We start from the raw sequence: 13,978 nt of genomic DNA on the forward strand, positions 1-13,978 counted from the left end.
AGCCGTGGCTTGCCTCAAAGGCACAGGAAGGCATGGTTGGCGGGTGATCCGCCCCTTGGCTTTCCTGATATGTCTTTGTTCGGCCGCCGCCGCGCTGCCCGTGCCTCCGGATCCGTCCACGGTGGCGGTTGTCTACAACTCGGCCGCTGCGGGCTCCGAAGAGCTGGCCCGCTTCTACGCGAAGGCCCGCCAGATCCCCGCCGACAACCTGGTCGGGCTCGAGCTCCCGGACTCGGAGGAGATCTCACGGGATGACTTCGAGAAGAAGCTGCGCGACCCGCTGATCCGCGAGTACGACCGGCGGAATTGGTGGCAGCGTGGCCGCGACGCGCAGGGCAACCTGGTGCCGACCCGAGCCAGGATCCGCATTCTCGTCTGCGTCCGTGGGGTCCCGAGCCGGATCCTCGGCACCGGTCCCCCGAAGCCCCTCGTTCCCGGCGAGCAACCCTTTGTCAAAACCACGCAGTCGGCCGTGGACTCCGACCTCGCACTGCTGGGCGTCGATGGTGTCCCGGTGGCCGGCCCCGCCAACAACCCGTATTTCAAGGCCGAGAAGTCCTTCGCCGAAGCGGGCATCCCGATGACCCTCGTCGGGCGGATCGACGGCCCGACCCACGAGATCTGCGAGCGCATGGTCCAGGATGCCATTGAAACGGAAAAGACCGGCCTGTGGGGGATGTCGGTGATCGATATCGCGAGAATGTTCCCGCAGAATCAGGAGGGAGACCCCGCCTTGGAGAACATCGTCAAGGCCCACCGCGAGGCCGGCATCCCGGTGATGGTCGACCGCTTCCCCGACACCTTGCCGACGAACTTCCCGCTTCACGACGTGGCGGTGTATTTCGGCTGGTATAACTGGAACATCAACGGCCCCTTCACCAACCCGGGATTCCAGTTCAAGAGGGGCGCCGTGGCCGTCCACCTTCACTCGTTCAGCGCCGGCCAGCTGCGGGATCCGAGCAAAAACTGGTCCGCTCCTCTGATTGCCAAGGGCGCCGCGGCGACCTTGGGCAATGTCTATGAACCCTACCTGCCCTTCACCCATCATTTCGACATCTTCGAAGCCAGGCTGATGGCCGGCTACACGCTGGTCGAGGCCGCCTACATGGCGCTCCCGGTGCTCTCGTGGCAGAACGTGGTGCTCGGCGACCCGCTCTACCGGCCCTACCTCCATCTCGACGGCACCGGCGAGAAGATCGACGCCGACCGCGACTACCGTGCGATCCGCCTGGCCACGCTGCGCTGGAAGGACGATCCGAAGCAGCTTGAGTCGATGCTGCGCGAAGCCGCGGACCGGCTGAAAAGCGGCGTGCTGCTGGAGGCGATCGGCCTGATGGAGGCGGAGCAGGACCACGGCGAGGCGGCGGCCTTGGATTTCCGCAAGGCCAAGGTCTATTACGAGGACAAGGACGACCGCCTTCGCATGGACCTGCTGGTGGCCGCGATCGACCGCAAGGAGAACCGCAAGGAGGCCGCCATCAAGTTGCTGCACGGGGCACGCACCCTCTATCACGATCTCCCGGAGGTCGACGCCGTGAACGCCTGGCTGAACATCCTCGATCCCCCTCCCCCCCCGCCGGCAGAGCCGAAGAAGTGATGACCTACGACGGATTGCTCGCCGCGGCCTGGGATCCAGCGGTCGTGGCCGATGCCCGGCCGCTGCCACTGCCGCCGGAGCTCGAACTCCAGGCGCTGTGGTTTTCCGGCGCCTTCGGCCGCGACTTCCGCGACACCGCGGGAAATACGGTGAGAATCGTACAATTCGGCGAGTGGAACCGGTCCGCGGGCCCCGATTTCCTCCAGGCCGCGGTCGAAATCGGCGGCGAGCTCCGCGAGGGACCGATCGAGCTCGACTCCCGTCCGGGCGACTGGGAAGCGCACGGCCACGGCGCGGACCCCGCCTTCAACGGGACGGTGCTCCACGTCGTCTTCGGCGACGACGGGCCCGAGAGCTTCACCCGCACCCTCGAGCACCGCGAGGTGCCGCGGGTGGTGATGCCGGCGACACTTCTCGAGGAGGCCCTGCTACGGCCGCGCCGCGACACCGCGATCGCCCGCCCCGGCCGCTGCGTGCAGCCCTTGGCCGGGCTCACCGCCGCTGACGTCGGATCGCTGTTGGCGGAGGCCGCCGCCCACCGGGCGTCCCGGAAGGCCGCACGCTTCCTGCGCACCGCCGATGCCCATGGGCGCGACCTCGCGCTCTATCAGTCGGTGGCAGAGACGCTCGGCTACCGTGCCAACGCGCTGCCGATGCGCCTGTTGGCCCAGCGGATGCCGCTCGCGGCCGCCCGGGAAGCCCCCGAGGCGATGCTTTTCGGATGCGCCGGTTTCCTCGCTCCCGACCTTCATGAAAAAGCCCCGCAGGACACCCGGGACCATCTCCGCACCCTGTGGGAGACCTGGTGGAAAGCGCGCGGCCGCTGGGAATCGACCCACGCCATCCCCTGGAAGGCCGGCGGCCAACGCCCGGCCAACCACCCGCATCGCCGGGTGGCGGCACTGGCCGCCCTGGTCCGCGATTGGCCGCGTTTCCGCAAGCTGGCCTTGGCGCGGCCGCTCGATCCCAAGGCTCTGATCGATTACCTCGCGGGACTGGACGACCCGTTCTGGACCAAGCGCCACACCCTGTCGTCCGCCGCCACCGCCCGCCCGGTCGCCTTGTTCGGCAAGGCGCGCGCGATCGAACTGCTGGCCAACCACCTGTTCCCGCTCGCATTGCACGAGGGCGAGCCTTTCGATCGCTACCTCGCGTTGGCCGCGGGAGCGCGCAACGAGAAGGTCCGCCGTTGCGCGATCCGGCTGTTTGGCAGCGAGGACGCGGCCGCGCCCTGGCTGAAGAAAGCCGCCCATCATCAAGCGCTGCTGCAAATCTACCACGACTTTTGCCTCGAGGACGCCAGCGACTGCGCCGGCTGTCCCTTCCCCGAGCAACTCTCGCAGTGGCGAAAGTAGTCCCCTTCTCCCCATGACCTCCCTCGAAGCCCTCGTCGCCCTGAACCTGCTGCCGAAGATCGGTCCCGTGCGGATCCGCCGCCTGTTGGAGCGATTCGATCGTCCCGAGTCCGTGCTTGCCGCCCCGAAGAACGACTTGCTGCGCGTCGACGGCATCGGCGAGGAATGCGCCGGGATCCTGACCCGCTGGCAGGATCACGCCGACCCGACGCGGGAACTCGACGAAGTCCGCCAGCGCGGGCTTTCGATCGTCCTACCCGAGGACCCGGTCTATCCCCCGGCACTGCGCGAAGCCTACGACGCGCCGCTGCTGCTCTATGTCTGGGGCAAGCTCGAGGAACGAGATCGCCACGCGATCGGGGTCGTCGGCACGCGCCGCCTCACCCACTACGGCCGCAACGCCACCAAAAAACTCTCCTATCAGCTCGCCCACGCCGGCTTCACGGTCATTTCCGGATTGGCCCGCGGCGTCGATACCACGGCCCACGAGGCCGCCCTCGCGGCAGGCGGGCGCACCGTCGCCATCATCGGATCCGGGCTGGCCAAACTGTTTCCGGCCGAAAACCTCGGTCTGGCGGAGAAGATCGCCGACGGCCAGGGCGCCGTCATTTCCGAGTTCCCGCTCCACACAGCGCCCGACAAGCAGACCTTTCCCCAGCGCAACCGCATCGTCGCCGCCTGGTCGCGGGCGCTGCTGGTCACCGAGTGCCCGGCTTGGTCCGGATCGCTGATCACCGCCAACCTCGCCGGCGAGTACGGCCGCCCGGTCTTTGCCGTGCCCGGCCCCATCGACTCCGCGACGTCCGCCGGGTGCAACCGCCTGATCCGAGATGGCGCGACGCTGGTCACCGACGCCGGGGAGCTGATGGATGATCTCGGCGAGCTGCCCTTCGCCAAAGCCCCGGTCGGGGAGGAGATCACGGAAGGCTCCACGCCGGAGCTGCCCGAAGAAGAAGCCAAGGTCTTCGCCGCCCTCGGCGAGGGCGAATCGGGGGTCGATCGACTGATCGACGCCACCGGCCTGCCCGCGCCCACCGTGACGGCCACGCTGATGAAACTGGAAATGCGCCGGCTGGTCCGGGCCTTGCCGGGGTTCCGGTATATAAAGCGATGAGATCGAAGCCGATGTTCCTTCATGCCGTCGTCTCGATATTCCTCGGCCTCCCTGGAATTCTGCTGGTAACCGGAGGATTTGGATTTGCGGTCTTCATTTTTCTGGGAGTCGCACTCGGTCGTGTCGATTTCTCGCTGAAATCACTGGTGACCGGCGCAGGTTCATTCTGCCTCTGCTTGATCGGATACACGATGACAGTCGCTGCCGAGATGATGACCGGGACCCGTCGGCATGGGGTCTCTGCCCGGGATTTGCTCGCCATCCTCGGCCTCGAGTTCTTGGTGCTGACGCTGGCCACATTTTCAGCAACCTCGGTAATTTCGACCATCGCTACCTGGGATTTGCAGGAGTTCTCGTGGGAGTGGCTGATAGCCGACCTTATACTAGTGGCCGGGCTCTTCGCGACGGTGAAGATTCGAAGGTCACGCGTATCGGGAGCACCGGCCAAGGCCCCCCTCGCGACCGGCTTCTCCGAACGGCAATGAACCCTCTCGGAAAAATCTCCCCTACGGGGAACGCCGCCGCATCACCGGAATCCCCTTGCCAAGCGGCCCGTGCCCCGTCTAGTCCCTCGGCCCGGAGCCTGCCACCAATCCCATGGGAAAAATCCTCATCATTGCCGAAAAACCCAGCGTCATGACCGACCTGAGCCGCTCACTTGCCAAAGCTCTGGGCAAGTTCGAGAAGAACGGACAGGCGCGGGATGCTTGGTTTGAGAACGACAATGCAATCATCAGCTCCGCCGTCGGCCACCTGGTCGAGCTCCGCATGCCGACCGGCCCGACCGGTAACAAGCTGCCGTGGAAGTTCGACGTGCTGCCGGCCATCCCCGACCACTTCGAGCTCGACCCGATCGAGGCGACCGCTCCCCGGCTCAAGCAGCTCCTCAAGCTGGCGAAGCGCAAGGACGTCGACCAGATCGTCAATGCCTGCGACGCCGGCCGCGAGGGGGAACTGATCTTCCGCTACATCATGGACATCGGGAAGATCGACAAGCCGGTGAAGCGGCTGTGGATGCAATCGATGACCAACCAGGCGATCATCGATGCCTGGGAAAAGCTCCGCAGCGACGAGGAGATGCAGCCGCTGGCCGACGCCGCCCGCTGCCGCTCGGAGTCCGACTGGCTGGTCGGCCTCAACGCCACCCGGGCCTTGACCTGCTTCCGCTCCCGCCACGGCGGCTTCAACATCACCTCCGCCGGCCGCGTCCAGACCCCGACGCTGGCCATCCTCGCCGCCCGCGAGGCCGAGATCCAGGCTTTCAAGCCCGAGGCCTATTTCGAGGTCCATGGCACCTTCGGGGTGCAGGCCGGCGACTATGCCGGGCGCTGGTTCGACGAATCCTGGAAGCGGTCCCCGGACAAGCCCCACGGTCGCGCCGAGCGGATCTGGGACCGCTCGCTCGCCGAGGCGATCCAGCAACGCTGCGACGGCAAGACCGGCGTGGTCACCGACCAGACCCGGCCCGCGACGCAGATCGCGCCCCAGCTTTACGACCTGACCACCCTCCAGCGCGAGGCCCCCTTCTCGGCCAAAGGCACCCTGGCCATCGCCCAGGCACTCTACGAGAAGCACAAGATGATCACCTATCCGCGAACCGACTCGCGCTACCTGCCGGAGGACTACATGGCCACGGTTCGCGAAACGATGGCGGAAATCGGCAACTCCGACCTGCCCGTCGCCGAGTACGCCAAGGCCGTGCTCAAGGGCGCCGAAGGCGGTCCGCGCCTGCATGCCTCGAAGCGCATCTTCGACTCCTCCAAGGTTTCCGACCACTTCGCCATCATTCCCACCGGCCGCGTCGTCAAGCTCAGCGACACCGAGGAGAAGCTCTACGACATGATCGTGAAGCGCTTCATCGCCGCCTTCTATCCGAATGCCGAGTTCGAGCAGACCACCCGCCTGACGAAGATCACCACCGGTGACATCACCGACGTTTTCAAAACCGAAGGCCGCGTGCTGGTGAAACCCGGCTGGAAGGCCGTCTACGGCCAGCGTGCCGGCGTTGCCTCCGGCAAGGACGACCTGACCGCGGTGTCGCCGGGCGAGTCCGCCCTGGCCAAGGAGATCGAGGTCCGCGACGAGCAAACCAAGCCGCCGGCCCGCTTCAATGAGTCCACCCTGCTCGCCGCGATGGAAGGCGCCGGCAAGCTGGTCGACGACGAGGCGCTCGCCGAGGCGATGTCCGAGCGCGGCCTCGGCACCCCGGCCACCCGCGCGGCCATCATTGAAACGCTCATCGCCCAGAAGTACATCGCCCGCGACGGCTCCGGCGGCAAATCGCCGCTCCACGTCACCGGCAACGGCATGCGTCTGATCGAGGTGGTCCGAGAAATGGACATTACCGGCCTCGCCTCCCCGCAGATGACGGGCGACTGGGAGTTCAAGCTCCGCCAAATGGAACAGGGTCACCTCCAGCGCGCCGAGTTCATGCGGGAGATCCAGAACTACACCCGCGACATCGTCACCCGCGCCAAGGCGCTGGCCGCCGAGATGAAGAACAAGGTCTTCCCGGACCTCGGCGTGGCCTGCCCGAAGTGCGGCGCCCAGGGCCTCAAGCAGACCGACGCCACCTACGAGTGCCGCGAGCCGGAGTGCGGTTTCAAGGCCAAGAAGCACATCGCCGGCCGCCTGATCAGCGAGGAAGAGGCCCGCGAGCTCTTCGCCAAGAAATTCATCGGGCCGCTCACCGGCTTCAAGTCCCGCTTCAACAAACCCTTCGATGCGGCCCTGGAGCTGGACGACAAATTCAAGGTGAACTTCGTCTTTGAAGGCAACGACGACAAGGCCGAGGACCTGACCGACGACATGATCCTCGGCACCACCACCCTGCCCGACGGCCGCTCGGTCAAGGTCTACGGGACCGAGAAGTCGTACATGATTCCCGAGCTGAGGACCAAGAAGGACCCCGACGGTCTGCGCCTCGGCCGTTCGATCCTGCAAAAGGAGATCGAGCCGGACCAAGCCTTCAAGCTGCTGGCGGAAGGCAAGACCGACCTGATCAAAGGCTTCATCTCCAACCGGACCAAGCGCCCCTTCGACGCGCACCTCACCTTGAATCTCGAGGACGGCAAGGTCGGCTTCGAATTCCCGCCCCGCGCGCCGAAACCGGCGAAGGCGAAGTAGCCGGGCGATGCGAACCCCGCGGCTGCGTCTGCCGGGGAGCGACAAAGCAGACGATCGCCGCGGGTCCAACCGCCGGAAGCGAGCTTCGGAATCAACTGAGGCTCAGTTGCTCGACCCATGCGCTGCCAATGCCTCGGCGCCGGCGGTGGCAGGCTAGCGTCGTCCGGGCGGCCCACAGGAAACCGGCGGTTCGATCATGGATCGCCGGCAAAATCCGGCAGGGAAACTGCTTCCGAAGCGCTCGTCGACACGGATACAGAATGTTAATAACTCTATTTCATTCAAATCAGATCCAAGTTGGCATTTTAGCACACAAAGAATTTCACAAACCCGAATTAAAACTCCGGAAATCCTTGATTTCCAACCAATTAATCGTCACAGACCACACCAACACCCAAATTGTCCGAATTTCGCTATCATATAGCATCTTACGTGATCGCGTACTGAAAAAAATCTTGTCGAACGAAACATCTCCCGTTTGACTCCCACCGTTCCTCACGGAACTCCCCGGCTTGCCACCCCCCTTCAGGCGGCAGGGGAACATAAGGAGCAACCGACGGAGCCCCCCATCCCGAAGAAGTTCCTGCGACACCGGCCGCAAAGATTCCCCCCGATCCTCGCAGCCAGCTTTCCCCCCGAAGTTCGAGTGTCAACGTGTGTCAGCCGCCCGGCGGGTCATCTCCCCGATCCGCCGGGCGGTTTGCTCGTACAGGGCTTCCTTGAAAGGCCCGCAGCGGCCCCGGCCGATCTCCCACCCTTGCGCACGCCGCGGATCCGGCCTATTGGCAGCGCCAATGGTTCGTTTCACGCTCTTTGGCATCCCGGTGATCATTCACCCGTGGTTCTGGCTGACCCTCGCATTCCTGGGTGGACTCTTCGATGCCGTGACGCCGGAGCGGATGCTCTACATGTCGCTGTTCGTCTTTGCGGGCACCATTTCGATCCTCGTCCACGAGTTCGGCCACGCTTTGACGGGACGCCGCCTCGGCGGGGGCATGGCAAGCATCGAGCTGCTCGCCTTCGGCGGCTTGGCCTACAACCAGGGCGGACGTTTTACCCGTTCCCAACGGTTCTGGATGATCGCGGCCGGTCCCGGGGCCGGGTTCCTGCTGTTACTGCTCCTCATTCTTTTGCTGATCGCGGCTTTCGGCCCCTTCGATGGCCTGTCGCTGGTCCAGAGGCATCTCTTTGGAAGCGGCAGCGGTCTTTCAGAGAGAACGGCCGACTTCTTCAGGGAACGGGTCCCTCTCCTGGTCCTGATCCGCCATTTCCTGTGGATCAACTTCTGGTGGGGTATCCTCAACCTGCTCCCGATCTCGCCCCTCGACGGCGGCCAGATCACCGCGCTCTTCGTTCGCCCGCAGCGCCGGGTCCATCAGATCGCCATCGCCGCCGCGGCATTGGTCGTCTTCTTTGCCATCGCCCACCATCAACTCTACATGGCGCTGCTATTCGGCTTCCTCGGCTGGAAGAACATGCAGGCGATCCAGATGAAGGTCAGGTGAGCAGCAAGCGGCAGGCGGCGAGCAGCGAGAAGCCGATGATCATCCACTCGAACACCCGCTGCGACACCCGCTGGATCAGCCACTTTCCGACCAAAACCCCGGCGAAAACCCCGGGCAGGCATTTGGCATTTTCCCACAAGCTCTCGCGGGTGATCAGGTCGAGCTGACGGGTCAAGGGCACCTTGAGGAGGTTGACCAGCAGGAAGAAGCGGGCCCCGATCCCGATCAACTCCATCTTCGGCAGGCGCCGGGACAGCAGGTAGAGCTGGATCACCGGCCCCGCCGCATTGGCCAGCATGGTCGTCACGCCCCCGGCCACTCCCGCCGCGGTTCCGAAGCCACGTGAAGCCGCCAGGTTGTCGATCAGTGCCGGGTTGCGGACCCGCAGCGCCTGAAGGCCGACCATGGCGAGGATGCAGCACCCGATCAACTTGCGGGCGACCGGGTCGGAAATCTCCCCGAGCAAGTACCAGCCCAAGCCCAAACCGACGATGGTGGCCGGCAGCAACTTCCACACCGGCTTCCAACTGCCGTGCTTGAGGAACGCCGGATAGACGGTGAGGTCGGCGACAATCAGTAGCGGCAGGGTGATGCCCACCGATGATTTCGCGCCGTAGAGATCGGCCATCAGGAACACCGAAATCAGCGAGATGCCGCTGAAGCCCGACTTCGACATGCCGATACAGAACGCCGCGAGGAGGGCGAGGGAATAGGCAATCGGGCCGTCGAGCACAGGCCATTGCCTAAGGCGGGGATCGCCCGGCTGGCAAGCACCGCCAACCGCCGATCAAGGCATCCCGACCTCAACGATCCCGAAACCGGTCGGGTGGATGGCCGGGTCGCGGGGTTGATCGACCCGAATCCGTTCCCATTGCGCATCCAGATCGGTCACCGTTTCAGTGCCAGACATCGGCATGAAAGATCCCGGCGTCAGGTCGTCCGAAACCATCGGCGTATACATCAAGCCACTGCCCTTGCGGCGCAGGAACTCGACCCGCAACACGCGCTGCGCCCCCGCGCCGGCCACGCTGAAGACCGGCAGGCCGAGATCAACTCCCAGCATCCGGCGATCCGCGGACGCGCCCTCCAGGTTGGAGGCATATTTGAGGAGATTCGCCACCCCGTCGGCGTGGGGGATGTCGTCAAGGCCGTCCTCGCCGGGCTCCAAGCCCGCCTCGGATGCCCAAGTGGCGTACAGGCTTGCGGCGCTTCGGGAGCTGGCCGCGAGGACCAGATGGAACGGCGACTCATCGACATCGTTGCTGTGAATCTCGAGGTCCGCGCCGAAGTCACCGGCTTCCGGGCTGCTGAACAGGATCCTCAGCACGCCCCGCGATCCCCCCGGGACACTTGCCGGCACGACGTCGGCATCGATCGAGAAATACCCTGCGTCGACACCACCTATCACCACGTCCGAAATGTCGAGAGGGAGATCGCCGGTGTTGTTCACGAGAAGGTGCATCGCGACGGGGATACCCGTCGCCGCCGGTGCGAAATCGACGACCGACACGCCGTCGACCAACTCGCCGCCCCCGTTTTCTTCCACCATGATCTCGGCCGGCGCGAGCTCCGGAAGGGCGAATCCATAGACGGCTCCGGATCCGGACGCGCTGTTGCTGGCTTGATTGCCATCGACTCCCACCGAGCTACCCGACTCGCGGGACGCACCGACCGCCACGGTGGACGACCCGACCGCCACCGAACTCCCGAACCAATCCCCCGCCCCGGTGTTCGACGCCTTTAGGTAGGCCGACTGGCTCCAAAGACCCGCCGAACGGGAGAAGACATAGGCCGCCCCGGCGGACGCCGAGACATCGCTGCCTTCCGGTCCATCGACACCGACCGAGGAGCTGTCCTCACCCGGTGCGCCAACCACCAATCGCGCTCCGTCGAGGGAGAGCGACTTGCCGAAATAGTCTCCCGCTCCGGCGTTCGACGCTTTCAAATAGGCCTCCTGCAGCCAGATGCCCCCCGTGCGGGAAAACATATACACCGCCCCGCCATCGGTCGACGACGTGTCGTCCTGGTTGCCGTTCACCCCGGTCGCCGAGCTCGCTTCGCCGCGGGCGCCGATTGCCAGGATCTCGCCGGACACCGCCACCGCGCAGCCGAAGCGGGCGTTCGCCGCCGCATTCGAGGCACTGAGTCTTGCCTCCTCGCTCCACCCGGCGCTTTCGCGGACATAGACATACGCGGCGCCCGCCGACGCCTGCGCAACCGCCGCCCCCACCACAACCCGGTCGCCCGAGATCGCGACCGCGCCCCCGAACTCCGCGTTGGCCGCGCAATCCGATGCCTTCAAGTAGGCCTCTTGGCTCCACTCCCCATCCTCGCGCACGAAGACATAGGCGGCCCCGGCATTCGGAGCCAGGCTGTCGAACCCGTATTCATTGATGCCGGCCGCTTGGCTCGACTCCCGGTTCGCGCCCACCACGATCCGGTCGCCGGAGATTGCCACCGCCGACCCGAAGAGCTGGCCCGCCTTCGCGTTGTCCGCCTTGAGGTAGGCCTGCTGGCCCCACTCGCCATCCTCACGCACGAAGACATACGCCGCCCCGGCATTGAGGGCCGAGTTGCCGGAGCCATCGCCATCGACGGTCGTCGCCGCGCCATCCTCCAGCAGGGCTCCGACCACGACCGTGTCGCCATCGATGGCCACCGACCAGCCGAACTGATCCTGCGCCCCGTTGTTCGAAGCTTTCAGGTAGGCCTGCTGGACCCAGGTTCCTCCGTCCCTCACGAACACATAGGCCGCGCCGGAGTTCAAATGGAGGTTGTTATAGGGGTATCCGTTGACGCCGGTCGCATTGCTCGACTCGCCCGGCGCCCCGACCACCATGGTGTCCCCGGAAACCGCGACGGTGGTTCCGAAAGCGTCGCCGATCCCCGTGTTCGAGGCTTTCACGTAGGCTTGCTGGGCCACCGGATCAATGGTCACCGGATAGCGGGCCAAGCGATCGTCCACGACGACTTCGAACCCGGACCGCGCCACCCGGCAAAAGCGGGCCGGCAGGATCACCCCGTCGGCATCCCAGGCTTTCAACCCGCCATAGGTCACGGCCACGGCTCCGCTCCGGTTCCGGAATGCGATCGAACAACCATCCCGCGACACGGCGGGAGCAAGCCCGCCCCTCACCACCAGGCTCACCCGCAAGCGCCTCGCTCCTTCGGGACGGCTGGCGAAAGTCCACCCCTGCTCCAGTCCGCGCCGGTCGTTCACGAACCACTCGGTCAAGCCACCGCCCCGCACATAGCTCAACTTGCCAGCCTCCCGGTGCATCCCGGCTGCCGGCCCCGGCCCTGTCGCGAGCTCCAGCCCCCATGTCCATTCGCCGTGATCCGGTTCGACCGTGAAGCCGCGTCCGTCGAACCGAGCATTCCACTTCTGGCCCGGATTGCGCGCGATCACGGTCCCGTCCCCGGAGCCGAGGAAGAAGTGACTCGCCTGCGCCTCTGGCACCCGAGGCGGGGCAGCATCGATCGACGGCGATGCGCCACGGAGCATCGACAGAAAGCCGATCACCGCGAAGATCGCGAATGAAGGTGCTGGGGGGATCATATCCGGGGGGGGCACCCGGGTGGGTCAGATAGCCCGGGCAGAATCTGGCGGATCCATGGTGAACCGGCTGACAGGTACCCTGCCACGCGCTGGCAGCAAACTGTCCGGCCGTCCGATTTCTTAAGCTTCAGCGATTTAGCACGTCGACGGAACCCGCGGCAAGTCCATGGCACCGCGACCGCGCGCCGCTTGCGACGGATCCAAGCCGCTCACCTTGAAGAATCAAGACAACCGATTGGATAACAGCGAGTTGAGAAAACAACAATACCCACAGTGGGTCCAGTGAGCTCGACAATCCTAACAATCGATGGATATCCGTTAGGCCGTATCAAATGCCGGTTTCCGAGGTACCTCCGGACACTACCCGGGGGCCATCACAAGAACTCCCCGCCGCTCCCGGCGCGCTTCTTCTCCTGGATCCGCCGCAGTCTCACCTGCAGGTCGGCCAAGGCGTTCATGAAGTAGATGTAGCTGTCGTAGGCGCTGCCGTAGGGCGAGAAATACTGGTGGACGCTGCCGTCGGTGCCGCCCTTGGTGGACATCCAGTAGAAGTGATCCGACGTCTGCATCTTCGCCCAGGTGTGGGTCAGGTCCGGGTCATTGGTCGCCAGCACCTCGCCCTCGAGGCGATGGATCTTGGCGATGGCCTCTTGTTGCATCGCATTGCCGGTCCAGGCACTGAGATCCCTCTCCGCATCGGCCCACGAGGTCGGCCAGTGACAGTCGTATTCCTTCGACGCGCGGAACAAGTCGACCACCTCGCTGGGAGTGATCCACTTGATGTCCTGGTCGAGCACCGCCTCGGGCAGTTTCTCCCAGAACTCGAAGATCCCGGTGTCCTTCCACTGGTGCTCGCCGATGGTCTCGTAGTCGAGGAACAGGTTCGCGACATCGCCGGGAGCGTTTTTCAGCCAGCCGGCGAACCTCTCCGGAGTGAGGGGCCACTCGCTCCACTGGCGGTCGGAAAAGCGGAATCCCAGGTCATCGGACAACTCGACATTCCGCAGGATCGTTTTCAGCTGGGAGACGTGGGGCGCGCTGTAGAGGAAATTGGGCGACTGGCCGTTGAGCACCCAGGGCACTCCCTCGGCGAGGATGCCGTCGAAACCCATGGTCTCGGCCTGCGCCGCGATGGCGTTGTTGTAGATCAGCTCGGTGTTGCGGAAGACCCGCGGCCGGATGTGGAACACGGACTCCAGCTTCTCGAGGTGGAGCTCCACCTGGCGCTCGAACTCCTTCTTCGAATGCAGGATCGCCAGCGAATGGTAGTAGGTCTCGGCCAGCAGCTCGACGTTCCCCGTGGCCACCAACTCCTGGAAAGAACGCAGGACGTCGGGCCGGTGATGCTCCATCTGCTCGATCACCGTGCCGCTGATCGATAGCGCCATCCGGAAGCGCCCGTGGGAATCCTCGATTGCCTTTTTGAAAAGTGCGTTCGCCGGCAGGTAGCACTTCTCCGCCACCTTCGAGAGGACCTCGCAGTTGAGGCCGTCGTCCTCGTAGAAGGCGTGCTCGCCGATGCGGAAAAAATCGTACGGGATCAGCCGGTTCGGCTGATGAACCTGAAAGTAGAGGCAGACGTGCGACATGGGGGCGACAACGGGTTTCCGCGATCGTGGCGAAGAAATCAGTCCCGGAAAAGGCTCAACGGATCCCCGTCACCGCGGGGAGCCGCCGGCCGCTCGACCAGCTCGCGATAGATTTCGACGACCTTCTCGGCGG

General features: G+C 65.0%; 9 protein-coding genes. 6 read left to right on the forward strand and 3 right to left on the reverse strand.

Annotated elements, in window-relative coordinates; translation table 11 throughout:
• Positions 1 to 4: 4 nt before the first annotated feature.
• From IG178_RS21910 to IG178_RS21935, 6 genes are all read left to right on the forward strand, one after another.
• A complete protein-coding gene (locus tag IG178_RS21910; RefSeq protein WP_343226030.1) occupies positions 5 to 1,597 on the forward strand; it encodes a TIGR03790 family protein in 1,593 nt (530 codons plus the stop codon).
• Positions 1,597 to 2,952 (forward strand): DUF2851 family protein, encoded by a 1,356-nt coding sequence (locus IG178_RS21915; protein ID WP_193214729.1) that lies wholly within the window; start codon positions 1,597 to 1,599, stop codon positions 2,950 to 2,952. The genes IG178_RS21910 and IG178_RS21915 overlap by 1 nt, the downstream gene beginning before the upstream one ends.
• Before the next feature lie 13 nt (positions 2,953 to 2,965).
• Positions 2,966 to 4,066, forward strand: coding sequence for a DNA-processing protein DprA (gene dprA / locus IG178_RS21920; RefSeq protein WP_193214730.1), 1,101 nt, complete (start codon positions 2,966 to 2,968; stop codon positions 4,064 to 4,066).
• Entirely contained in the window at positions 4,063 to 4,551 is a 489-nt protein-coding gene (locus IG178_RS21925) for a hypothetical protein (protein ID WP_193214731.1), read from the forward strand. Before dprA ends, IG178_RS21925 begins: the two co-directional genes overlap by 4 nt.
• Positions 4,552 to 4,663: 112 nt before the next feature.
• On the forward strand, positions 4,664 to 7,192 hold the full coding sequence (gene topB, locus IG178_RS21930; protein ID WP_193214732.1) for a DNA topoisomerase III: 2,529 nt from the start codon (positions 4,664 to 4,666) through the stop codon (positions 7,190 to 7,192).
• A 794-nt stretch (positions 7,193 to 7,986) separates the two neighbouring features.
• Positions 7,987 to 8,697 carry a M50 family metallopeptidase gene (locus IG178_RS21935; RefSeq protein ID WP_226895683.1) on the forward strand — a complete coding sequence of 237 codons (711 nt, stop codon included), beginning with the start codon at positions 7,987 to 7,989 and terminating at the stop codon, positions 8,695 to 8,697.
• Here IG178_RS21935 and IG178_RS21940 read toward each other — a convergent pair.
• The 3 genes from IG178_RS21940 to IG178_RS21950 all read right to left on the reverse strand — a co-directional run bounded on the left by IG178_RS21940 (position 8,690) and on the right by IG178_RS21950 (position 13,845).
• Positions 8,690 to 9,430: a TSUP family transporter gene (locus IG178_RS21940; protein ID WP_193214734.1), complete on the reverse strand. Its 741-nt coding sequence runs from the start codon at positions 9,428 to 9,430 to the stop codon at positions 8,690 to 8,692. The two genes, IG178_RS21935 and IG178_RS21940, sit on opposite strands and share 8 nt — an antisense overlap.
• A 54-nt stretch (positions 9,431 to 9,484) precedes the next feature.
• Complete coding sequence (locus IG178_RS21945) at positions 9,485 to 12,256, reverse strand: hypothetical protein (RefSeq protein ID WP_193214735.1); 2,772 nt, start codon at positions 12,254 to 12,256, stop codon at positions 9,485 to 9,487.
• 374 nt (positions 12,257 to 12,630) lie between these two features.
• The gene (locus tag IG178_RS21950) at positions 12,631 to 13,845 is read right to left on the reverse strand and encodes a glycoside hydrolase family 57 protein (RefSeq protein ID WP_193214736.1); all 1,215 of its coding nucleotides are present in this window, start codon (positions 13,843 to 13,845) and stop codon (positions 12,631 to 12,633) included.
• Positions 13,846 to 13,978: the final 133 nt, after the last annotated feature.

Origin of the sequence: Neoluteolibacter marinus, from assembly GCF_014904755.1 — a bacterium.
In the GTDB taxonomy this organism is placed as follows: domain Bacteria; phylum Verrucomicrobiota; class Verrucomicrobiia; order Verrucomicrobiales; family Akkermansiaceae; genus Haloferula; species Haloferula marina.

What these genes read in the sequence shown, in the direction of transcription:
- IG178_RS21915 (WP_193214729.1), top strand. Translation starts at nt 1,597, where the DNA reads ATGACCTACGACGGATTGCTCGCCGCGGCCTGGGATCCAGCGGTCGTG.
- IG178_RS21925 (WP_193214731.1), top strand. Translation starts at nt 4,063, where the DNA reads ATGAGATCGAAGCCGATGTTCCTTCATGCCGTCGTCTCGATATTCCTC.
- IG178_RS21945 (WP_193214735.1), bottom strand. Translation starts at nt 12,256, where the DNA reads ATGATCCCCCCAGCACCTTCATTCGCGATCTTCGCGGTGATCGGCTTT.
- IG178_RS21935 (WP_226895683.1), top strand. Translation starts at nt 7,987, where the DNA reads ATGGTTCGTTTCACGCTCTTTGGCATCCCGGTGATCATTCACCCGTGG.
- topB (WP_193214732.1), top strand. Translation starts at nt 4,664, where the DNA reads ATGGGAAAAATCCTCATCATTGCCGAAAAACCCAGCGTCATGACCGAC.
- IG178_RS21950 (WP_193214736.1), bottom strand. Translation starts at nt 13,845, where the DNA reads ATGTCGCACGTCTGCCTCTACTTTCAGGTTCATCAGCCGAACCGGCTG.
- dprA (WP_193214730.1), top strand. Translation starts at nt 2,966, where the DNA reads ATGACCTCCCTCGAAGCCCTCGTCGCCCTGAACCTGCTGCCGAAGATC.